This window comes from uncultured Bacteroides sp., from assembly GCF_910578895.1.
Taxonomy (GTDB): Bacteria; Bacteroidota; Bacteroidia; order Bacteroidales; family Bacteroidaceae; genus Bacteroides.
The window spans coordinates 1-21,890 of the sequence record NZ_CAJTSC010000018.1; the positions used below are offsets into that span (position 1 = coordinate 1).

19 protein-coding genes and 1 pseudogene are annotated in these 21,890 nt (G+C 50.7%); 18 read left to right on the top strand and 2 right to left on the bottom strand.

The genetic code is table 11. The features are described 5' to 3' along the window. The first annotated feature begins 97 nt into the window (after positions 1-97). The 7 genes from mnmG (at position 98) to QZ327_RS06470 (ending at position 6,996) form a co-directional block, all read left to right on the top strand. Positions 98-1,972 (top strand): tRNA uridine-5-carboxymethylaminomethyl(34) synthesis enzyme MnmG, encoded by a 1,875-nt coding sequence (gene mnmG, locus QZ327_RS06440; protein WP_294618089.1) that lies wholly within the window; start codon positions 98-100, stop codon positions 1,970-1,972. A gap of 56 nt (positions 1,973-2,028) precedes the next feature. Beyond that, entirely contained in the window at positions 2,029-2,553 is a 525-nt protein-coding gene (locus QZ327_RS06445; RefSeq protein ID WP_294618090.1) for an adenine phosphoribosyltransferase, read from the top strand. 56 nt (positions 2,554-2,609) lie between these two features. Continuing rightward, complete coding sequence (gene uvrC, locus QZ327_RS06450) at positions 2,610-4,451, top strand: excinuclease ABC subunit UvrC (protein ID WP_294618092.1); 1,842 nt, start codon at positions 2,610-2,612, stop codon at positions 4,449-4,451. Positions 4,452-5,052: 601 nt separating this feature from the next. Then, entirely contained in the window at positions 5,053-5,505 is a 453-nt protein-coding gene (gene dtd, locus QZ327_RS06455; RefSeq protein ID WP_294618094.1) for a D-aminoacyl-tRNA deacylase, read from the top strand. Next, the gene (locus tag QZ327_RS06460; RefSeq protein WP_294618096.1) at positions 5,505-5,840 is read left to right on the top strand and encodes a nucleotide pyrophosphohydrolase; all 336 of its coding nucleotides are present in this window, start codon (positions 5,505-5,507) and stop codon (positions 5,838-5,840) included. The genes dtd and QZ327_RS06460 overlap by 1 nt, the downstream gene beginning before the upstream one ends. Further along, the gene (gene deoC / locus QZ327_RS06465; RefSeq protein ID WP_294618098.1) at positions 5,830-6,732 is read left to right on the top strand and encodes a deoxyribose-phosphate aldolase; all 903 of its coding nucleotides are present in this window, start codon (positions 5,830-5,832) and stop codon (positions 6,730-6,732) included. Before QZ327_RS06460 ends, deoC begins: the two co-directional genes overlap by 11 nt. A gap of 9 nt (positions 6,733-6,741) precedes the next feature. Beyond that, on the top strand, positions 6,742-6,996 hold the full coding sequence (locus tag QZ327_RS06470; RefSeq protein WP_294618100.1) for a hypothetical protein: 255 nt from the start codon (positions 6,742-6,744) through the stop codon (positions 6,994-6,996). Between the two features lie 58 nt (positions 6,997-7,054). Here the strand turns inward: QZ327_RS06470 and QZ327_RS06475 are convergent, their stop codons facing one another. Beyond that, positions 7,055-8,029 (bottom strand): polyprenyl synthetase family protein, encoded by a 975-nt coding sequence (locus QZ327_RS06475; protein WP_294618102.1) that lies wholly within the window; start codon positions 8,027-8,029, stop codon positions 7,055-7,057. 90 nt (positions 8,030-8,119) lie between these two features. Here QZ327_RS06475 and polA point away from each other — a divergent pair, with 90 nt between their 5' ends. The 11 genes and pseudogenes from polA (at position 8,120) to QZ327_RS06530 (ending at position 19,079) form a co-directional block, all read left to right on the top strand. Next, positions 8,120-10,981: a DNA polymerase I gene (polA, locus tag QZ327_RS06480; protein ID WP_294618104.1), complete on the top strand. Its 2,862-nt coding sequence runs from the start codon at positions 8,120-8,122 to the stop codon at positions 10,979-10,981. Positions 10,982-11,257: 276 nt separating this feature from the next. Beyond that, positions 11,258-11,641, top strand: coding sequence for a DUF3836 domain-containing protein (locus QZ327_RS06485; protein WP_294618105.1), 384 nt, complete (start codon positions 11,258-11,260; stop codon positions 11,639-11,641). Positions 11,642-11,775: 134 nt separating this feature from the next. Continuing rightward, the gene (locus QZ327_RS06490; protein WP_294618106.1) at positions 11,776-12,447 is read left to right on the top strand and encodes an HD domain-containing protein; all 672 of its coding nucleotides are present in this window, start codon (positions 11,776-11,778) and stop codon (positions 12,445-12,447) included. Between the two features lie 213 nt (positions 12,448-12,660). Next, on the top strand, positions 12,661-13,764 hold the full coding sequence (ychF, locus tag QZ327_RS06495) for a redox-regulated ATPase YchF (protein ID WP_294618108.1): 1,104 nt from the start codon (positions 12,661-12,663) through the stop codon (positions 13,762-13,764). A gap of 16 nt (positions 13,765-13,780) precedes the next feature. Then, a pseudogene (locus tag QZ327_RS06500) lies at positions 13,781-13,942 on the top strand (DNA-binding protein); the annotation flags it as partial. Positions 13,943-13,965: 23 nt separating this feature from the next. After that, positions 13,966-14,916 carry a ketopantoate reductase family protein gene (locus tag QZ327_RS06505; RefSeq protein ID WP_294618110.1) on the top strand — a complete coding sequence of 317 codons (951 nt, stop codon included), beginning with the start codon at positions 13,966-13,968 and terminating at the stop codon, positions 14,914-14,916. Positions 14,917-14,947: 31 nt separating this feature from the next. Beyond that, positions 14,948-15,868, top strand: coding sequence for a prolipoprotein diacylglyceryl transferase (lgt, locus tag QZ327_RS06510; RefSeq protein ID WP_294618165.1), 921 nt, complete (start codon positions 14,948-14,950; stop codon positions 15,866-15,868). A gap of 800 nt (positions 15,869-16,668) precedes the next feature. Beyond that, positions 16,669-17,193, top strand: a complete 525-nt coding sequence (locus QZ327_RS06515; protein ID WP_294618112.1) for a hypothetical protein — start codon at positions 16,669-16,671, stop codon at positions 17,191-17,193. After that, positions 17,177-17,599, top strand: a complete 423-nt coding sequence (locus tag QZ327_RS06520; RefSeq protein WP_294618113.1) for a hypothetical protein — start codon at positions 17,177-17,179, stop codon at positions 17,597-17,599. Before QZ327_RS06515 ends, QZ327_RS06520 begins: the two co-directional genes overlap by 17 nt. Beyond that, positions 17,592-17,768, top strand: a complete 177-nt coding sequence (locus tag QZ327_RS06525; protein ID WP_294618115.1) for a hypothetical protein — start codon at positions 17,592-17,594, stop codon at positions 17,766-17,768. Before QZ327_RS06520 ends, QZ327_RS06525 begins: the two co-directional genes overlap by 8 nt. Before the next feature lie 558 nt (positions 17,769-18,326). Beyond that, positions 18,327-19,079, top strand: a complete 753-nt coding sequence (locus QZ327_RS06530) for a hypothetical protein (protein WP_294618117.1) — start codon at positions 18,327-18,329, stop codon at positions 19,077-19,079. A 14-nt stretch (positions 19,080-19,093) separates the two neighbouring features. Here QZ327_RS06530 and mutS read toward each other — a convergent pair whose 3' ends face one another. Further along, positions 19,094-21,709 (bottom strand): DNA mismatch repair protein MutS, encoded by a 2,616-nt coding sequence (mutS, locus tag QZ327_RS06535; protein ID WP_294618119.1) that lies wholly within the window; start codon positions 21,707-21,709, stop codon positions 19,094-19,096. Between the last annotated feature and the right edge of the window lie 181 nt (positions 21,710-21,890).

Here is a 21,890-nt window from a genome sequence, read left to right on the forward strand (position 1 = left end):
AACGCTCAAAAGAAGGCTGAACAAAATTTAAACAGGCTCTTAATTCTACCAACGGGTTTTTTAGTAACTTTGCGGTGTTTAAAAAGAGATTGAACGAATGGAGTTTAAGTATGACGTTATTGTAATCGGTGCCGGACATGCAGGCTGCGAAGCCGCTGCCGCCGCCGCAAACCTGGGTTCGAAGACCTGTCTTATCACGATGGACATGAACAAGATAGGCCAGATGAGTTGCAACCCCGCCATAGGTGGCATTGCCAAAGGACAGATTGTACGCGAAGTGGACGCCTTAGGCGGATACACGGGACTGGTGACCGACCGGACAGCTATCCAGTTCCGCATATTGAACCGCTCCAAAGGCCCTGCCATGTGGAGCCCGCGCGCGCAGTGCGACCGTAACAAGTTTATCTGGGCATGGCGTGAAATCCTGGAGAACATCCCCAACCTGCACATCTGGCAGGACACCGTACAGGAAATCCTCGTTGAAAACGGCGAAGTAACCGGACTGACCACGGTGTGGGGAGTGACCTTCCGTGCCAAATGCGTCGTACTGACTGCCGGGACTTTCCTGAACGGACTGATGCACGTAGGGCGCACCATGCTGCCCGGCGGACGTATGGCGGAACCCGCCTCCTACCGGCTGACCGAATCCATCGCCCGTCACGGCATCGCATACGGACGGATGAAGACGGGAACGCCCGTACGCATCGACGGGCGGAGCGTACACTACGAAGAGATGGACATTCAGGACGGAGAGAACGACTTCCATAAATTCTCTTTCATGGACACCGGCGTGCGCCACCTGAAACAGCTTCCCTGCTGGACCTGCTTCACCAACGAAGAAGCGCACCGCATCCTTCGCGAAGGACTGCCCGATTCTCCCCTTTTCAACGGGCAAATCCAGAGCATCGGTCCCCGCTACTGCCCCAGCATAGAGACTAAAATCGTGACGTTCCCCGACAAGGAGCAACACCAGCTTTTCCTGGAGCCGGAAGGTGAGACCACGCAAGAATTCTACTTGAACGGCTTCTCCTCTTCGCTGCCTATGGAGATACAGATCGAGGCACTGAAAAAGATACCGGCATTCCGCGACCTCGTGATTTACCGTCCGGGCTATGCCATCGAATACGACTTCTTCGACCCCACCCAACTGAAACATACGTTGGAAACGAAGAAAATCAAGAACCTTTTCTTTGCCGGGCAAGTAAACGGAACCACCGGTTACGAAGAAGCTGCCGGACAAGGCATCATCGCCGGCATCAATGCACACATCAACTGCCACGGCGGCGAACCGTTCACCCTTGCGCGTGACGAAGCCTATATCGGCGTATTAATCGATGACCTGGTGACCAAAGGCGTAGACGAGCCTTACCGCATGTTTACCTCACGCGCCGAATACCGCATCCTGCTCCGCATGGACGATGCCGACATGAGACTTACCGAAAAGTCCTGGAAACTGGGACTTGCCAAAGAAGACCGCTACGCATTGTTGAAGAGCAAGCGCGAAGCCGTTGCCAACATCATAGAGTTTGCACGTAGCTATTCGATGAAACCGGCACTAATCAATCCGGCGCTGGAACAGCTCGGCACCACCCCGCTCCGCCAGGGATGCAAGCTGGTAGATTTAATAAACCGCCCGCAAGTGACTTTGGAAAACATGGCAGAACACGTCAATGCCTTCCGCCGCGAGCTGGACAAGGTTACGGACAGAAAAGAGGAGATTATCGAAGCGGCGGAGATACTTATCAAATACGAAGGCTACATCGGACGCGAACGAATCATCGCAGACAAACTGGCACGGTTGGAGAGCATCAAGATAAAAGGGAAATTCGATTACAGTTCCATCCAATCCCTCTCTACCGAAGCCCGCCAGAAGTTGGTGAAGATAGACCCGGAAACAATAGCCCAGGCAAGCCGCATCCCGGGAGTATCGCCAAGCGACATCAACGTGCTGCTGGTGCTTTGCGGACGATAAGGGCTGGCGTTCCACGTGAAACAAACAATTCAATAAACGTATTAAATAAACTGATTATGAGCAAAGAAACACTTGCCAAAAGCATTCGGGAAATCCCCGACTTCCCCATCCCCGGAATTCTGTTCTACGACGTGACCACCCTGTTCAAAAGCCCCTCTGCGCTGCAAGAGCTGTCGGACACCCTGTATGAAATGTACAAGGACAAAGGCATCACCAAAGTAGTAGGCATAGAGTCCAGAGGATTCATCATGGGTCCTATCCTTGCCACCCGCCTGGGCGCGGGATTTGTCCCCATCCGCAAACCCGGAAAGCTGCCTGCAGAAACCATCGAAGAGAGCTACGACAAGGAGTATGGCAAAGACACGGTGCAAATCCACAAGGATGCCATCCAGCCTGACGATGTGGTATTGCTGCACGACGATCTTCTGGCAACAGGCGGAACCATGCAGGCGGCATGCAACCTGGTGAAGAAGATGAATCCCCAAAAGGTATACGTAAACTTCATCATCGAATTGAAAGAGCTGCACGGCAAGGATGTATTCAGCAAAGATATAGACGTAGAGTCGGTACTGACGCTGTAGCCCCGTCCGCATTTCAAAAAGTACCCTGTCCCATCAATCCCGTACGCCACCCCATTATGGACGAACTCAAAACAACCGATTACCTGAAAGGTATAGTTCTGAACCTTCCTGAAAGCCCCGGCATTTACCAATACCTGAATGCCGAGGGCACAATCATCTATGTAGGGAAAGCCAAGAACCTGAAGCGCCGGGTATCTTCCTACTTTAACAGGGAACACGAACCGGGAAAGACGCGCGTGCTGGTAAGCAAGATTGCCGACATCCGGTATATCGTGGTCAACACCGAAGAGGACGCCCTGCTGCTGGAAAACAACCTCATCAAGAAATACAAGCCACGCTACAACGTGCTGCTGAAAGACGACAAGACCTACCCCTCCATCTGCGTGCAGAACGAATACTTTCCCCGCATATTCAAGACACGGAAAATCATACGCAACGGCTCCTCATACTACGGCCCCTACAGCCACATCCCTTCCATGAACGCCGTGCTCGACCTCATCAAGCACCTCTATCCGCTGCGCACCTGCAACCTGAACCTCACTCCCGAGAATATCCGTGCCGGAAAGTTCAACGTATGCCTGGAATACCACATCAAGAACTGCGCAGGACCCTGCATAGGCAAGCAAAACCAGGAAGAGTACCTCAGGAACATTGCCGAAATAAAAGAGATACTCAAAGGCAACACCCAGGAGGTGGGGCGGATGCTCTACCGGCAGATGCAGGACCTTGCCTCGGAAATGAAATTCGAAGAGGCGCAGAAAATCAAAGAGAAATACCTGCTGCTGGAGAACTACCGCGCCAAGTCGGAGGTGGTAAGCAACGTGCTGCACAATATCGACGTATTCTCCATCGAGGAAGACTCCGACGAAAAGTCCGCATTCATCAACTACCTGCACATCACAAACGGCGCCGTCAACCAAGCCTTCACGTTCGAATACAAGAAGCGGCTCAACGAAAGCAAAGAGGAGCTGCTGTCATTGGGCATCATCGAAATGCGCGGGCGCTACAAGAGCCTTTCGCGCGAAATCATCGTGCCTTTCCAGCCGGATATGGAGCTGAAAGATGTCACCTTCACCATCCCGCAACGCGGCGACAAGAAGAAACTGCTCGACCTCTCCATCCTCAACGTAAAGCAGTATAAGGCGGACCGCCTGAAGCAAGCGGAAAAGCTGAACCCCGAACAGCGCGCGGTGCGCCTGCTGAAGGAGATACAGCAGGAGCTGCACCTCGACAGGCTGCCCATGCAGATAGAGTGTTTCGACAACTCCAACATACAAGGCTCGGACCCCGTGGCGGCGTGCGTGGTTTTCGTCAAGGGAAAACCATCCAAGAAGGACTACCGGAAGTACAACATCAAGACCGTGGAAGGAGCGGACGACTATGCTTCGATGAAAGAGGTGGTAGAACGGCGTTACAGGCGCGCCATCGAGGAGAGCACCCCCCTGCCCGACCTCCTTATCACCGACGGTGGAAAGGGGCAAATGAGCGCCGTAAAAGAAGTTGTCGACAAGCTGCGCCTGGACATCCCCATCGCCGGGCTTGCCAAAGACGGGAAACACCGCACCTCGGAACTGCTCTACGGTTTCCCCCCGCAGACCGTCGGGCTGAAACAGAACTCTCCCCTTTTCCGCCTGCTGACGCAGATACAGGACGAGGTGCACCGGTTTGCCATCACCTTCCACCGCGACAAGCGCAGCAAGCGGCAGGTCGCCTCTGCCCTGGACGGGATAAAAGGCATCGGGGAGAAGACAAAGAACGCGTTGCTCAAGGAGTTCAAGAGCGTGAAGCGCATCAAGGAAGCGCCGGAGAAAGATATCGCCGCAGTGGCAGGCGAAGCGAAAGCGCGCCTCATAAAGGAATACTTCGACCGGGCGCAGCAGGCGGAACAGGAGCAGTAAAGACTTTCTCCCCTGCCCGCCTTGTGGCATTTTGACAATCTGTATTTCCCATCGCCTTAGAATCGTTTATTTCCGACCCAAGGTGCGGTTGGCGGGAAAAAACGAAACGAAAAACAGTTATCTCGCACACATACAGCCCGATAGCGAAATCCTTACAAACCAACCAGCGCGGAAAAGCATCGGAAATGCCGCGTGAAGGCATCCCGTTTGCCGGATATCGGTGTTTGTGGCGAGGGATATTAATGCCGCTCGTGATAGACATTAGCGTCTGTCATGAGCGGCATTAATGTCTCTCACGATAGATGTTAATGTCTGTCGGCTGAAGCACCTGCATCCAACGCCGGAAACACTTGTATCTAACAGCGGGAACATCCGGTTTCTGCATAAACAACGCATTTTCATCGGAAAAAGAAGCATATTCATGCACGCTCCATGCAATGCTTTTCCATTCCGGAAGAAAGCGGGAAAAACACAAGACAGGAAAAAGGCGGATTTCCTGTCTTTCTGACACGCAAATAATCCCCTCCCCACCGCAACAATCACGGATTTATTCGTAACTTTGCAAACTACAAGAACACTATTTTTAGAAAAGAACCGAAACATGAGAGTAGTCATCCAACGCACCGCATACGCGTCCGTCACCATCAACGGCACGTGCAAGTCCGCCATCCGGAAAGGGCTGATGATACTGGTAGGCATAGAGGAGACGGACGGCAAGGAAGACATCGACTGGCTGTGCAAGAAGATTGTCAACCTGCGCATCTTCGACGACGAACAGGGCGTCATGAACAAGTCCATACTCGACATCGACGGCGAGATACTGGTAATCAGCCAGTTCACGCTGCACGCATCCACCAAGAAAGGCAACCGCCCCTCTTACATCCGGGCGGCGAAACCGGAGATTTCCGTTCCGCTGTACGAGCAGTTCTGCAAAGAGCTGAGCCTGGCACTGGGCAAGGAGATAGGCACCGGCGAATTCGGAGCCGACATGAAGGTGGAACTGCTGAACGACGGCCCCGTAACCATCTGCATGGACACCAAAAACAAGGAATAATGACGTTAAAAGAAGCACAACAAGAGGTAGACTCCTGGATTAGGAAATACGGAGTGCGCTATTTCAGCGAGCTCACCAACATGGCTGTACTGACCGAGGAGGTAGGCGAGCTGGCGCGGGTGATGGCACGCAGATACGGCGACCAATCCTTCAAGGAGGGAGAGAAAGACAACGTTGAGGAAGAAATAGCAGACGTCCTTTGGGTACTTCTCTGCATCGCAAACCAGACCGGAGTGGACATCACCGAGGCTTTTGCACGCACCGTGGAGAAGAAAACCAAACGCGACCGAGCAAGACATATCAATAATCCTAAATTAGCTGATCATGGAGAATAACGAATCCACACTGAGCAAGTATGACGCCGCCCTGGCGAAGTACAACACCAACCTGAACGATGCGGAAGTGGCCGCGAAAGTAACCGAAATCATCGCAGGCAAAGTGCCCGAAAACAACACGCCGGAAGTAAAGAAATTCCTGTTCAACTGCATCGACCTGACCACGCTCAACAGCACGGACAGCGATGAAAGCGTCATGAAGTTCACCCAAAAGGTAAACCAATTCGACGAGGAGTTTCCCGACCTGAAGAACGTAGCGGCAATCTGCGTATACCCCAACTTTGCGGAAGTAGTGAAAGACACGCTGGAGGTGGAGGATGTGAAGATAGCCTGTGTGTCGGCAGGGTTCCCCTCTTCACAGACCTTTATAGAGGTAAAAGTGGCTGAAACCGCAATGGCAATCATGGAAGGCGCGGACGAGATCGATATCGTAATCTCCGTAGGCAAGTTCCTGAGCGGAGACTACGAGACCGTATGCGACGAGATACAGGAGCTGAAAGCCACTTGCAAGGAGCATCACCTGAAAGTAATCCTGGAAACCGGAGCGTTGAAAACCGCCTCCAACATCAAGAAGGCGTCCATCCTGTCCATGTATGCCGGCGCCGATTTCATCAAGACTTCCACCGGAAAGCAGCAGCCTGCCGCCACTCCCGAAGCCGCCTACGTGATGTGCCAGGCCATCAAGGAATATCACGCGCTGACGGGCAACAAGATAGGGTTCAAGCCCGCCGGAGGCATCAACTGTGTGAACGACGCGCTGGTTTACTATACCATTGTGAAGGAAGTGCTCGGCGAAGAATGGCTGAACAACGAACTGTTCCGCTTGGGAACCAGCCGCCTGGCAAACCTGTTGCTCTCGGACATCAAGGGAGAGGAAATGAAGTTCTTCTAAAGGCTTTTCTTGAAGAAGCTATTCGGTAGAAGAAGCTTGTTTGAAGAGGAGTTGAAGAAATTAGAGGAATTGAAGGAGTTAGAGGAGTTAAAGGGAGTTATCGCCCTTCGGGCTGAGGAGTTGGAAGCCGGCAGTTCTGTTGATGTATGGCGATACTATCGGCCTTTGACTCCCCTAACTCCTTTCAACTCCTTTAGAGCCTGTTTAAATTTCGTTCAGCCTTCTTTTGAACCTCTTTTCGAGAATGTTTTTCTGTTTTCATGAGGAGCACAGCGGGGGCTCTTAATTCCCGGCCCGAAGGGCGGTAACTCCTCTCAAAGAATTACTTCTCGCGTTCCACTACATAATCGAGGTAGCATACAAGCGCCTTCCTGATGTCCGTATCTTCTACCGAAGCCAGGAGCGAAAGCGCTTTCCCTTTAAATTGCAGCATCATTTTCGTGGCGTACTCAATGCCGCCGTGTTCTTTGGAAAACTCGATTAAACGGGCTATTTCATCGGGTGCCGCCGTTCCGTTCTTCACCTTTGCGGCAATCTTCCGTGCCTGTTCGTCGTGGGTGGAATTGAGGGCATACAGTGCGGGCAGGGTCAGCTTGCCTTCCAGCATGTCGTTTCCGGTAGGCTTGCCTATCTCCTTGCTCTCATAATAGTCGAATATATCGTCCTTTATCTGGAAGCAAAGCCCGATGTATTCGCCAAACAGGCGCGCATATTCCACCTTTTCATCGCAGGCACCCGCCGAAAGCGCGCCCGCCTTCATGCAGGCGGCAAAGAGCACAGCCGTCTTCTTGCGGATGACGTCGAAATAGATATCTTCGGAGTATTCGGGATTGCTGACGTTGGAAAGCTGCAACAGCTCCCCTTCCGCCAGGTCTTGTCCCAGGTTGGAGACGACATCGACGATGGCATGGTTGCGTGTCATACCCACTTCCACCAAAGCCGTTGCCAGCAGGTAGTCGCCTGCCAGCACCGCTACCTTATTGTTAAAGATGGCATTTACGGAGAGTTGCCCCCGGCGTTCGGTGCTCTCGTCCACTACATCGTCGTGCACCAGGCTTGCCGTATGCAACAGTTCCAGGGAGACCGCGGCGTGAAGCGTTGCCGGACAGACCCCGCCGTGCAACTTTGCCGCAAGCAGCACCAGCATCGGACGCATCATTTTCCCATTCTTCTGCCTGATGTAGGCAATTACGTTATTCAGTAGGAGATTGGAACCGGAAAGGCAAGTGTCAAAATGCTTCTTGAAGTCTTCCAGCTCCGCAGAAATCGGGGATTTTATAAGGGATATGCTGTCCATACATCGCTATTATTTGAGCACAAAAATAGTAATAAAACGGTTAATACGGTATTTTTTTGTACTTTTACCATGAAAAAAAGGAATAAATATATGAATTCAACCGATAAACTTTTCTTGCTCGATGCCTACGCATTGATATACCGCGCTTATTACGCATTCATCAAAAATCCGCGTATCAATTCCAAAGGATTCAACACTTCCGCCATATTGGGATTTGTAAATACCCTCGAGGAGGTGCTGAAAAAGGAGAACCCCACGCACATAGGGGTGGCATTCGACCCGTCGGGACCGACGTTCCGCCACGAAGCCTACGAGCAGTACAAGGCGCAACGCGAAGAGACACCCGAGGCAATCCGCCTCTCCGTGCCCGTCATAAAGGATATCATCCGCGCCTACCGCATCCCTATCCTGGAGGTTTCCGGTTATGAAGCCGACGACGTGATAGGCACGCTCGCCACCGAAGCCGGACGGCAGGGCATCGTGACGTACATGATGACGCCCGACAAGGATTACGGCCAGTTGGTGTCGGACAACGTGTTCATGTATCGCCCCAAGCATAGCGGCGGATTTGAGGTGATGGGCACCGAAGAGATAAAGGCGAAATTCGGCATTCAGTCCACAGCGCAGGTCATCGACATGCTGGGACTGATGGGCGACTCTTCCGACAACATCCCCGGCTGTCCGGGCGTGGGTGAGAAAACCGCACAGAAGTTGGTGACTGAGTTCGGCAGCATCGAAAACCTGCTTGCCCACACCGACCGGCTGAAGGGCGCGCTGAAAACCAAAGTAGAGGCAAACCGTGAAATGATAACCTTCTCCAAATTCCTTGCCACCATCAAAACGGATGTGCCCATCCGACTCGACATGAAGACTCTCGTGCGCGAAGAGCCGGACGAGGAACAGCTCCGCAAGATTTTCGAAGAACTGGAGTTCCGCACGCTCATCGACCGTGTCCTGAAAAAAACGGGCACCTCTCCCCTGCCCGCTTCTTCCGCCGCGCCCGACCCATACGCCGGAACACTGTTTGCCCAACCCGCCGCCACCGGCGGCGCGACTCCCGAAAAGAGCAGTCCCGTCCAAGGCGATTTGTTTGCCGATTTTGCGGGCAACGGGACGGGCGGCGCCGAAAATTCAATTCTCACGCGCTTGGAAACGCTTGATGTAGACTATCAACTCATTGATACAGAAGAGAAAAGAAAGGAAATTATTCAAAAGTTACTTACAACGGAAGTTCTCTCAATAGACACCGAAACCACCGGAACCGAACCGATGGAGGCGGAACTGGTAGGAATGAGCTTCAGCGATGCCGAAAACCGGGCTTACTATGTTCCCGTTCCGGCAGAGCGTGAGGAAGCGTTAAAAATAGTAAATGAGTTCCGCCCGCTTTACGAGAACGAAAATTCCATGAAGGTGGGACAGAATATCAAATATGACATGATTGTCCTCCGGAACTACGGCGTGCAGGTGAAAGGAAAACTTTTCGATACCATGCTCGCCCACTATGTGCTGCAACCGGAACTACGGCACAACATGGATTACCTTGCCGAAATCTACCTGCACTATCGGACCATCCACATCGACGAACTTATCGGAACCAAAGGCAAGAACCAAAAGAGCATGCGCGACCTTCCGCCCGAAGAGGTGTACCGCTATGCCTGCGAAGATGCGGACATCACCCTGCAACTGAAGAACGTGCTCGAGCAGGAGTTGAAGGAACAGGGCGCCGAACATCTTTTCCATGAAATCGAAATGCCGCTCGTTCCGGTACTCGTCCACATCGAGAGCAACGGGGTGCGCATCGACACGGAAGCGCTCAAACAGTCGTCCGCACACTTCACGCTCCGTCTGCAGGAGATTGAAAAAGAGATTTACGCACTGGCAGGAGGAGAGGCTTTCAACATCGCCTCCCCCAAGCAGGTGGGCGAAGTGCTGTTCGACAAACTAAAAATCACAGAGAAAGCCAAAAAGACCAAGACGGGCCAGTACGTCACCTCCGAAGAGGTGCTCGAAAGCCTACGCAGCAAACACGCCATCATCGGCAAGATACTTGAACACCGCGGACTGAAGAAGTTGCTCAGCACCTATATCGACTCGCTGCCCCAACTGATAAATCCGCGCACAGGACGCATACACACCTCTTTCAACCAAGCGGTGACCGCCACCGGACGGCTCAGCTCCAGCAATCCGAACCTGCAGAACATCCCCATCCGTGATGAGGACGGCAAGGAAATCCGCAAAGCCTTCATCCCCGATGACGGATGCGAATTCTTCTCTGCCGACTACTCGCAAATCGAACTGCGCATCATGGCACACCTGAGCCAAGACAGGAATATGATTGACGCCTTCCTCAGCGGCGATGACATCCACGCCGCCACCGCCGCTAAAATATATAAGGTGGATATCAACGACGTGACCGCCGACATGCGCCGCAAAGCCAAGACAGCCAACTTCGGCATCATCTACGGCATTTCCGTCTTCGGGCTGGCAGAACGTATGAATGTTTCCCGCCAGGAAGCCAAAGAGTTGATAGACGGCTACTTCGAGACCTATCCGCAAGTCAAGGAGTATATGGACAAAAGCATCCGGACAGCACGCGAAAACGGATATGTGGAAACCATCTTCCACCGCAAACGCTTCCTGCCCGATATCAACTCCCGAAATGCCGTGGTACGCGGTTATGCCGAGCGCAACGCCATCAACGCACCCATCCAGGGAAGTGCCGCCGACATCATCAAAGTGGCGATGTCGCTCATCCATCAACGCCTTCAAAGTAACAATCTGAAAGCAAAGATGATTTTACAGGTCCACGACGAACTTAATTTCAGCGTTCCGAAGGCAGAAAAGGAGATTATACAAAAAATTGTAATCGAAGAAATGGAACGGGCATATCGCATGCTGGTGCCCCTGAAAGCCGATTGCGGCTGGGGAAAGAACTGGCTGGAAGCCCATTGATCCGGTCGATAACTTTATTTAACTTACAATCAGAAAGCAACGGAAGCAATCGCTTTAAAAAGCAGTTTGCTCACCAGAATATCCGGTATCTTTGCTACCGGATATTTTTTATTCATTAACCTTTCCAAAAAGAAAGCATGCCGCCCTGCCCTATTCTGACATATTGATAAAATATTCCCCTATTATTTCATTTATGTCCATATAATATCTACCTTTGCAGCGTAATCAATGACAGATTGATAGAAAATAGCAAGTAGAACTCTAAAACATAAAGCCATGAAAACTTTAAAAACTTTGATTTTATTCTCTTTTCTTTTTGTGTGTGGAATGAGTGCATCGGCAGACAACAAAAGTAACCTCATTTACAATTCGGAAGAAGTAAACGGGGTAAAGGTTGCCGAAACTGTTTACAAAATGGATGGCGGCACGCTTGCCAACTACATGAAGTACAACTACAAGTACGACGACCAAAACCGCATGACAGAAAACGAAGCGCTGAAATGGAATGCCGTAAAGAACACATGGACCAATGATATGTGCATCCGCTATGCTTATCAAGGCAAGTCGGTCATCACTACCTATTATAAATGGAACAACAAAAAGAACACATACGTCCTTATCCCCGAAATGACGGTGACGATGGACAACCCTAACATGTAATCTATTTCATTCTCTCTTAAATAAACTTTAACTGCTAACAATAACCCAAAACCTTTCTATAATTAACGAGCCGGAATGCAGACGTATTCCGGCTCGTTTCGTATTTTTGCCTGTCAATAAGAAAACAGAGAAATATGATACCCCAAGCACTTACCCGTTACATCGAAACAGAGATTATTCCCCAATACGGCCACTTCGACAAGGCGCACAACCTCTCACACGTGCAGGCGGTCATTGACGAGAGCCTTATCCTTGCCCGCCAATATCCCGAAGCCAACGAACGCCTTGTTTACACCATAGCCGCCTATCATGACACAGGGCTTTGCAGGGACCGTGCCACACACCATCTTGTTTCGGGAGAGATTATAGCGGCAGATGCCCACCTGCGCCAATGGTTTTCAGAGGAAGAGATACAAACGATGCGCGAAGCCGTGGAAGACCACCAGGCATCCGCCAACCACGAACCGCGAAGCATCTACGGTAAAATCGTGGCGGAAGCCGACCGCATCATCGACCCTGACATCACCCTGCGCCGCACCGTGCAGTACGGACTGAAGCAGAACCCCGCCGCCGACGAAACATGGCACTACCAACGGTTCTACAGGCATCTGATGGACAAGTATGCCCCCGGCGGCTATTTGAAACTCTGGTTGCCCGGTTCGAAGAATGCCGTACGGCTGAAGGAACTACAAACCGTCATCGCGGACGAAAAACGACTGAAATCCATCTTTCACCGGATATATACCGAGGAAACACGGCCTTTTCCTTTACAGGAGTCGGAATCCGACAGCACTGTTGATGTATAGCGATACTATCGGAATCTCCCCTCCCGTAACTCCCGATAACTCCCCCAACTCCTTCTCCCGACAACTCCCTTAAATGAAAAAGCTGTGCCGAGGAAAGAGGATAAAGAGGATGAAGTTTACCGCATTAGTCCAAAATTGATTATCTTTGCACCCCCGACAGGGGACATAAAGCACTATATAACCGATTGATAATAACAAAAATACTATAACACTATGGCATTAAAAGCTGGTATCGTGGGCCTCCCCAACGTGGGGAAATCCACTCTTTTCAACTGCTTGAGCAGTGCAAAAGCACAAGCGGCAAATTTCCCGTTTTGCACAATCGACGCCCAAATGGGGCAAGTGTCCGTACCCGACGAGCGACTGACGAAACTCGCCGAAATCGTTCATCCGGGACGCATCGTGCCTGCCGTATGCGACATCGTAGACATCGCCGGACTGGTGAAAGGCGCCAGCAAGGGTGAAGGGCTGGGCAACCAGTTCCTGGGCAACATCCGCGAGTGCGACGCCATCATCCACGTGCTGCGCTGCTTCGACAACGGCAACATCGTACACGTGGACGGAAGCGTAAACCCGGTGCGCGACAAGGAAATCATCGACACCGAACTCCAACTGAAGGACCTTGATACGGTGGAAAACCGCATCAAGCGCGTGGAGAAGATAGCCAAGGTAGGCGGCGACAAGATGGCAAAGGTGGAATACGAACTCCTGCTCCGCTACAAGGACGCGTTGGAACAGGGACAGAGCGCCCGCACCGTTATCCCTCAAAACGATGACGAAGAGCAGTGTGCCAAACAGATGTTCCTGCTCACTACGAAACCGGTGCTCTACGTCTGCAACGTGGACGATGTAAGTGCCGCTTCCGGCAACCAATACGTAGAGCAGGTGCGCGATGCCATCAAGGGTGAGGATGCGGAACTCATCATTATCTCCGCACAGACCGAAGCCGACATCGCCGAACTGGAGACCTACGAAGAGAAACAGATGTTCCTCGAAGACCTTGGTCTGAAGGAGAGCGGCTGCAACCGCCTGATCAAGGCTATCTACAGCCTGCTGAACCTCGAGACGTTCATCACCGCCGGCGAAATGGAAGTAAAGGCATGGACCTACCGCAAAGGATGGAAGGCTCCTCAATGTGCCGGCGTCATCCACACCGACTTCGAGAAAGGATTCATCCGCGCAGAGGTCATCAAGTATGAGGATTATATCAAGTATGGCAGCGAGGCAGCCGTACGCGAAGCCGGAAAGCTGGGCGTGGAAGGCAAGGAGTACGTGGTGCAGGACGGAGACATCATGCACTTCCGGTTTAATGTGTAAAGCCAGAGTATATAAGTTGCGCCAGTACCGCCAATCGCACGACCGTTTCCTCATCATAGATTCCGAGGTCTTTCATATCGGAGCCTCCTTGAAAGACCTCGGAAAGAAATGGTTTGCCTTCTTACGCCTGTATTTCGCACCGCAGGAACTTTTGGAAAGAATCAATCACCCGCAATAAACCTCCTAATCATACATAACAAAATGGCAAACAATCCTCTGAAATACCTCATCGCCGGCACCGGCGGCGTAGGCGGGTCGATAGCCGCTTTTCTGGCACTTGCCGGAAAAGACGTGACCTGCATCGCACGCGGCGAGCACCTCGCCGCCCTGCGCCAATACGGGCTGCGTCTGCACTCCGACTTGAAAGGCGAACATACGCTGAAGATACCCGCCTATACTGCCGAAGAGTACGCCGCCCTTGCCTCCTCCTCGCCGGTAGACGGCAAGGCAGACGTCATCTTCGTCTGCGTCAAAGGTTACTCCGTAGACTCCATTACGGAGCTTATCAAGCGTGCCGCACACGAAGGCACGGTAGTAATCCCCATCCTGAATGTCTACGGCACAGGTCCGCGCATCCAGCGACTGGTGCCCGGCGTCACGGTGCTCGACGGCTGCATCTACATCGTAGGGTTCGTCTCCGGCAAAGGAGAAATCACGCAGATGGGAAAGATATTCCGCCTGGTCTACGGGGCACACAAAGGTACCATTGTTTCCCGTGAAACATTGGAAACCGTGCAACGCGACTTGCAAGAGAGCGGCATCAAAGCCGACCTCTCTTCCGACATCAACCGCGACACTTTCATCAAATGGTCGTTTATCTCCGCCATGGCAGTCACCGGCGCCTACTACGACGTGCCTATGGGCGAAGTACAGAAGCCCGGCACAGTGCGCGACACCTTTATCGGGCTCTCGCAGGAGAGCGCCGCATTGGGGCGGAAACTGGGTATCGAGTTCGAGGAGGACATCGTTGCCTACAACCTCAAGGTCATCGACAAACTGGCGCCCGAAAGCACCGCTTCCATGCAGAAAGACTTGGCGCGCGGACATCAGAGCGAAGTGCAGGGATTGCTTTTCGACATGATTGCAGCCGCCGAAGAGCAAGGCATCGACATCCCTACCTACCGAATGGTAGCGGAAAAATTCAGGATATGAGAACCCATTTTAAACACTTACTTATATGAATATGCTAACTCTCCTCTCCATCCATTGGAACCCCGACCCCGAACTGTTCAACCTTTTCGGCAGGCTTCCCATCCGTTATTACGGTCTGCTATGGGTAATCGGCATCGCCCTTGCCTATGCGATAGTGCACCGCCAGTACCACGACCGGAAAATCGATGAAAAGACCTTCGAACCGCTCTTCTTCTACTGCTTCTTCGGCATCCTGATAGGGGCACGGTTGGGGCACTGCCTGTTCTACCAGCCGGACTATTACCTGAACCACTTTTGGGAAATGATACTGCCCGTCAAGTTCTTGCCCGGCGGCGGTTGGAAATGGACGGGATACGAAGGGCTTGCCAGCCACGGCGGCACGCTCGGACTGATTATCGCCCTTTGGATGTACTGCCGCAAGACAAAGATGCACTACATAGATGTGTTGGACATGATAGCCGTTGCCACGCCCGTCACCGCCTGCTGCATCCGCCTTGCCAACCTGATGAACTCCGAGATTATCGGCAAGCCGGCGGACGTGCCCTGGGCATTCGTCTTCGAGCGGGTGGATATGCTTCCCCGCCATCCGGCACAACTCTACGAGGCAATCGCCTACTTTATCTTCTTCCTCGGCATGGCATGGCTCTACAAGCGCGGGATGAAGCGGCAGCAAGGCAGCAAGCCCGCGACGGACTTCAGCACCGCTGCCAAAGCCAAGTCCGCCGCAACGCACACCGGCGCTTCCCTGCCCTACTACCACCGTGGTTTCTTCTTCGGTCTCTGCCTGACGGAGATATTCCTCTTCCGCTTCTTCATCGAGTTCCTGAAGGAAGACCAGGTAGCTTTCGAAAGCACGATGACGCTGAACATGGGGCAATGGCTCAGCATCCCGTTCATACTTGTAGGTATCTACTTCATGTGCTTCTACGGGAAGAAAACGGCAGGGAAATAGCATCCCCGCAGCCCTAAAAAGTTTCAAACCGGGAAACCGTCGGTTTCACACCGTTTCCTCATCCGGCATTTCAGCCTGCCGGAAACTCCATTCGGCAACTCTATAAATCCCTCCTGATAGGATTAAACCTATCGCGAGGGATTTAGGCTTCTATAATAATATTAATTAAAACCACACACATATTGCTATAAATCAATTAGATAGTAGATATAATTAGATAACTATAAAATGGATATAATCATAAAAAAGTCACTATAATGTCACAATTGGATAATTCATCGGATTTTTATTTGAGAGTAGTATCAGACTATTTGTGTAAACTCAAATTAAATATTACTACCAACATTCCAATATGAGAGCGTAGTCTCTAATATATTGTCAAGGAATTGCTTACCTCCGCTGAAAATCAACGCAATATCCGATTCATGGAACAAGCGAGGTACAAACTCCGTTAAATAGTAGCCAAAATAGAAGGGAAAGTAGGGAAATGGGGCTGAAACAGCAGAATCACGCTCAAGAAGGATAATATTTCAGTTTTTCCATTCAGTTCAAGCACTTTACGTATGATAAAATAATGGTTTTAGCGAGAATTGTATTAATTTTGTGACACGGACAATAATCTCGTTTTGAACTTTCATGCTCTAATGGGACATTTGTCACATCAAATGTCGATTATTCATTGTAACTTTGCGTATGGCAATGCTCTATAAGATATTAATTTTGTGTGTTAGCTTTGCTCTCTCCTGTAACCTATGGGCGCAAAGTCGGTCGTTTTTGTGCTATTGGAAAGGAGACAAGCAATGAAAAAAAGAGGATTAAAAAGATACTACCGCAACCTCCACAAAAGCAGCTATATTGAGCAGATTATTACCGGATTGAGAAACGGGGTTGTCGAATATGACTATGAGCATATTCATTTAGACAGATATTCCCTTACTAAATGGAGTGAAATTAGATTGCATCTTGATGTGCTGTTTAAACTACTTGCTGTTTTCAAATTCAATTCTGAAACCATCCGTATGCCATTTCAAGTTTGGGGATATGTATGTTTCCAAAAGGATTTAGGATGCCAAATCGGACTATACATACACACTCCGAACTGCGACTTTGACGATTTTCCAATGATTATCTCCAATATATCTGAAATTCCAACGATAAGAAGGAAAGAGTTGCTTGCTTATCTCGAATCAATGACAACAAAAGGCTATGATATAAGATACTCTAATAATTGCGATAAGGAACCGGAAATCTTTATTGCGATTAAAAATGTAGGGCTGCCGATTTTCATACCAATTAAAAATGCAAGTGGTGAAACTGACCGATAAACGATTTTGGATGTTTGAGACAATGGTTGTCTTTTGTGAAATATTGGTTTTTATGTCTGTTTTTTGTTCTTGTAACAATCGACATGACCTGACAGATAATTACTCTGTTTTTACTTATGGAGAGGGATTATATGGCGAGAGTGAAGAGGATTATCCTATATTTGTTTCAAAACTCGGTTATAATGATGAACCGTCATTCATCGCAAATGTCCGAAATGTGTGTTGGAATGATTCGGTAATAATCATTGAGCAGAATAATAATTCTTGGTGGATAGTCACAGCCGTTGATAGCCGGTTGAGTTATGGAGATAAATATGTAGGCCCTATTTCTGTGCAGCGAAAGGACAGCATCATACATGCCGAAAAAATCAGTATTGAACAGATGAAACATAGGAATTATGAATAAGTGGCAGAAAATAGTAGGTGTTATTGCCTTTGGAGCGATTGGCTTTTGCGAATTGCTCTTATGTGCCAATACCTATCTGGATTTGAAATATATTGTTGAGCCATACGATATTTCGGATATAACAGAGAGAATGTATCTGAGGGCTGATGCATTGTCGACATCCCTGTAGCTCAATTATTTCATAGCCCTTTTTATGTTCATTCGCCTTTGGCGGAAAGGAGGCAAGCAATGAAGAATAGAGTCATTTTCATAGTTAAAATCATAGCAGCTATTGCGATTTTGTTCACCAGTTCATATTATTGGCTTCGCACAGTTATTTTGCATTTCGGGGCTGGGCTTCGATATGGTTGTCTGTGGCTGTTCCGTCGCGGACAGAAGGTATCGTATAAGCACATCCGCTATGGTTCGGAGAATTATAGTTCCATAACGAGGAATGTCAAAACCTGTCGCAAGACAGGAATATCTCCCATAAGTTACAATAAAATGAAAAAGCCGTGCCGTATATATCAAATTATCAACACAATACTTGCTTATTAAAGTATTTCTTACTATATTTGGGAACATCGTTGACACATAATATTTCATACGGATGAAATCTGCCAAAATGCACCCCCCAAAAAGGCGGAAAAAACAGTCGCTATTTTGAAGAAAGAAGACTAACTCCTTTCATAAAAGGAAATACTATCCGCATAACAGCACTAAGAACCCATCATAAAACATTATCGGCATGAAAAAGAGTATCTATTTTATCATCACGATTTTATTACTGCAATGCTATGGCACAATGTCCGGGCAAAGTACAGTAAAACTGTTCAATACAACGGGAAACAAGGATATATTTTCAGAAATATATTGTTATGATACCTCTGTATATCATAGTAGTTTCCTCGACAGCCACTCACCCCTCTATAACGGTTATCTACGTAAATTCCACATGTATGGAAAAGAAGCTGTAGGAATAATTGATCCTTTTTGGATGCCCAATAAATCCATCCCTGTCAAACAAGAAGATAAAATGACCGACAAATTGAGCGAACTACTTACCCAAAAGGACAGTGTACAGATACAAATAACGTTGGCAGACAGCCTTAGCCCCGTATTAATCCTCCAACTTCTGAAAGAGGAACTGGAAGCACGGGGAATTACCGCCTGCTATCCCTCCAAAGGAAAGCAACCTGCCGATTACTTCGCGGAAATCAGTGCCTGCCAATGCCACTATAACATCAATTCGCTCCGTGTGACAAAGAACAGATACACGGGAAACTACCGCGTGGAGTACGTAGTGAAATGGAAAGAGAGGGACAAACATCAGAAAACGTTCCCCACCGAAAGCGAAACACGGCAACACGTCGCCTACGAATGGGAACGCAAGCACAAAACGGACATGAAAGACATCCCCAACCTCTCCGTCTCCATGACAAAACTCTGTTACGAAATAGCCAGAAAGAAAGCGGAACAGATAGCGGCTGCCTTGAAATAAGAAAGGGAAGTAATTTACTTCCCTTTCACTATCCTCTTGATATCATTCAGCTTGTTCAGCGCCTCGAGCGGCGTCAGGTTGTTCACATCGAGGGTCAGTATCTCGTCGCGTATCTGGCACAGCACGGGGTCGTCCAACTGGAAGAAGCTGAGCTGCATGCCGGCATGTCCCTCTTTCGCTTCCGCCGCCGGCTTGCCCGATATACCCTGCTGGCGGTGGTCCGCCTCAAGCTGTTTCAGGATGCCGCCGGCACGCTTCACGATGCTCTTGGGCATGCCCGCCATTTTCGCCACATGGATACCGAAGGAGTGTTCGCTGCCTCCGCGCTCCAGCTTGCGCAGGAAGATAACCTTATTGTCTACCTCCTTCACCGACACGTTGTAGTTCTTGATGCGGTTGAAGGAGCGCTCCATTTCGTTCAGTTCGTGATAGTGCGTGGCAAAGAGCGTACGGGCTTTGGCGCGCGGATGCTCGTGGATGTACTCCACAATTGCCCACGCAATGGAAATGCCGTCATACGTGGAAGTGCCGCGCCCCAGCTCGTCGAAGAGCACCAGGCTGCGCGAAGAGAGGTTGTTCAGGATGTCTGCCGCCTCGTTCATTTCCACCATGAACGTAGATTCGCCCACGGAGATATTGTCGCTGGCTCCCACACGGGTGAAAATCTTGTCCACCAAGCCGATGTGCGCGCTTTCCGCCGGAACGAAACTGCCTATCTGCGCCATCAGCGTAATCAGGGCGGTCTGGCGGAGCAAGGCGGACTTACCCGCCATGTTCGGACCGGTAATGATGATGACCTGCTGCGTGCTGCTGTCCAGCATCACATCGTTGGCTATGTACTTCTCGCCTACCGGCAGCTGCTTTTCGATGACCGGATGGCGCCCCTGACGTATCTCCAGCACCTCGTCATCGGCTATTACGGGACGGATGTAGTTGTTTTCGCGGGCTGCGGTGGCAAACGAAAGCAGGCAGTCCAGGCGGGCTATCTGGTTGGCATTGACCTGGATGGCAGGGATGAAGTCTGCCAAGGAGTAGACCAACTCCGAATAGAGCTGCGTCTCCAGCACCAATATCTTGTCCTCGGCACCGAGTATCTTCTCCTCATACTCCTTCAGTTCCTGCGTGATGTAGCGCTCGGCATTCACCAGCGTCTGCTTGCGTATCCACTCTTGCGGCACCTTCTCCTTGTGCACGTTGCGCACCTCGATGTAGTAGCCGAAGACGTTGTTATAACCGATTTTCAGGCTGGGGATGCCCGTCAGTTCACTCTCCCGCTGCTGCACCTGCAGAAGGTAGTCCTTGCCCGAGTAAGCTATCCGGCGCAGTTCGTCCAGCTCGGCATTCACGCCCTGTTTTATCACCCCGCCTTTGTTGATGAGCAACGGCGGGTCGTTGTTGATTTCCCGGTCGATGCGGTCGCGTATGGAACAGCAGAGGTTCAACTGCTCGCCGATGTGGTTCAGGCTGGCGTTGTCGGCAGCCATGCACGCCTCCTTAATCGGCCCGATAGCCTGCAACGCCACCTTCAGCGCCACCACCTCACGGGGCGATACACGCCCTGCCGCCACCTTTGAAATGATACGCTCCAGGTCGCCTATCAGATGCAACTGTTCTTCAATCAGCTCCTTGAAGCCGGGTTTGCGGAAGAAATACTCCACCACGTTCAGCCGCTCGTTGATGGGCTGCACGTCTTTCAGGGGGAACACCATCCAGCGCTTCAGCAGGCGGGCGCCCATGGGGCTGATGGTTTTGTCTATCACGCTGAGCAAGCTGCTGCCGCCGTCGTTCATGCTGCCCATCAGTTCCAGGCTGCGCACCGTGAACTTATCCAGGCGGACGTACTTGTCCTCCTCGATGCGCGCCAGCGAGGTGATGTGCCCTATCTGCGTGTGCTGCGTCATAATGAGGTACTGCAAGACGGCTCCCGAAGCAATGATGCCGTTCTTAAGATGCTCCACGCCGAACCCTTTCAGGTTCTTCACCTCGAAATGCTTCAAGAGCTTCTCGCGCGCGGTGGTCTCGGTAAACACCCAGTCGTCCAGCTCGAAGGTGAAGAACTTGTTGCCGAAGTTGCCCTCGAACATCAGGCGCTTGCCGCGCTCGAACAGTATCTCTTTCGGGGCAAAGTTGTTCAGCAGCTTGTCTATATAGTCCGAAGTCCCCTCGGCGGTGAGGAACTCGCCCGTAGAGATATCCAGAAACGCCACTCCGCAGATGCCTTTGCCGAAGTGCACGGCGGCAAGGAAGTTGTTCTCGCGATAGTTCAGCACATTGTCGTTGATGGACACGCCCGGCGTCACCAGCTCGGTGATGCCGCGCTTCACCAGTTTCTTGGTGAGTTTCGGGTCTTCCAGCTGGTCGCAGATTGCCACGCGCTTGCCCGCACGTATCAGTTTGGGCAGGTACGTATCGAGCGCATGGTGCGGAAAGCCTGCCATTTCAATCGTTTTCCCTTTGCCGTTGGCACGTTTCGTCAAGGTGATGCCCAGTATCTCGGAGGCTACGATGGCATCGGTAGAATAAGTTTCATAGAAGTCGCCGCAACGAAACAGCATCACAGCATCGGGGTGCTTTGCCTTCAAATCAAGAAACTGTTTCATCATCGGGGTAAGAACAATATCTTCGTTCACAGCGGTATCTGTTTAGAGTTTAACGGGTAATCTGATTAAGAGCATGACAAAGATAATCCTTTTTTAGAAAATACGCATGTAGCGGGTTCAAATCCTTAGCAAGCCTTAACAAAGCGGGTATTTTTGCTAAAACATGTTATAAAACACACTTATTTATTTGTTTTATTTGGAACTCTCCCAA

Coding starts and splice junctions, on each gene's coding strand:
- QZ327_RS06525 (WP_294618115.1), top strand. CDS start 17,592: ATGAATAAGTGGCAGAAAATAGTAGGTGTTATTGCCTTTGGAGCGATT.
- QZ327_RS06475 (WP_294618102.1), bottom strand. CDS start 8,029: ATGGACAGCATATCCCTTATAAAATCCCCGATTTCTGCGGAGCTGGAA.
- QZ327_RS06515 (WP_294618112.1), top strand. CDS start 16,669: ATGAAAAAAAGAGGATTAAAAAGATACTACCGCAACCTCCACAAAAGC.
- QZ327_RS06460 (WP_294618096.1), top strand. CDS start 5,505: ATGACGTTAAAAGAAGCACAACAAGAGGTAGACTCCTGGATTAGGAAA.
- QZ327_RS06445 (WP_294618090.1), top strand. CDS start 2,029: ATGAGCAAAGAAACACTTGCCAAAAGCATTCGGGAAATCCCCGACTTC.
- polA (WP_294618104.1), top strand. CDS start 8,120: ATGAATTCAACCGATAAACTTTTCTTGCTCGATGCCTACGCATTGATA.
- lgt (WP_294618165.1), top strand. CDS start 14,948: ATGCTAACTCTCCTCTCCATCCATTGGAACCCCGACCCCGAACTGTTC.
- QZ327_RS06490 (WP_294618106.1), top strand. CDS start 11,776: ATGATACCCCAAGCACTTACCCGTTACATCGAAACAGAGATTATTCCC.
- QZ327_RS06530 (WP_294618117.1), top strand. CDS start 18,327: ATGAAAAAGAGTATCTATTTTATCATCACGATTTTATTACTGCAATGC.
- deoC (WP_294618098.1), top strand. CDS start 5,830: ATGGAGAATAACGAATCCACACTGAGCAAGTATGACGCCGCCCTGGCG.
- uvrC (WP_294618092.1), top strand. CDS start 2,610: ATGGACGAACTCAAAACAACCGATTACCTGAAAGGTATAGTTCTGAAC.
- QZ327_RS06505 (WP_294618110.1), top strand. CDS start 13,966: ATGGCAAACAATCCTCTGAAATACCTCATCGCCGGCACCGGCGGCGTA.
- ychF (WP_294618108.1), top strand. CDS start 12,661: ATGGCATTAAAAGCTGGTATCGTGGGCCTCCCCAACGTGGGGAAATCC.
- QZ327_RS06485 (WP_294618105.1), top strand. CDS start 11,258: ATGAAAACTTTAAAAACTTTGATTTTATTCTCTTTTCTTTTTGTGTGT.
- mnmG (WP_294618089.1), top strand. CDS start 98: ATGGAGTTTAAGTATGACGTTATTGTAATCGGTGCCGGACATGCAGGC.
- dtd (WP_294618094.1), top strand. CDS start 5,053: ATGAGAGTAGTCATCCAACGCACCGCATACGCGTCCGTCACCATCAAC.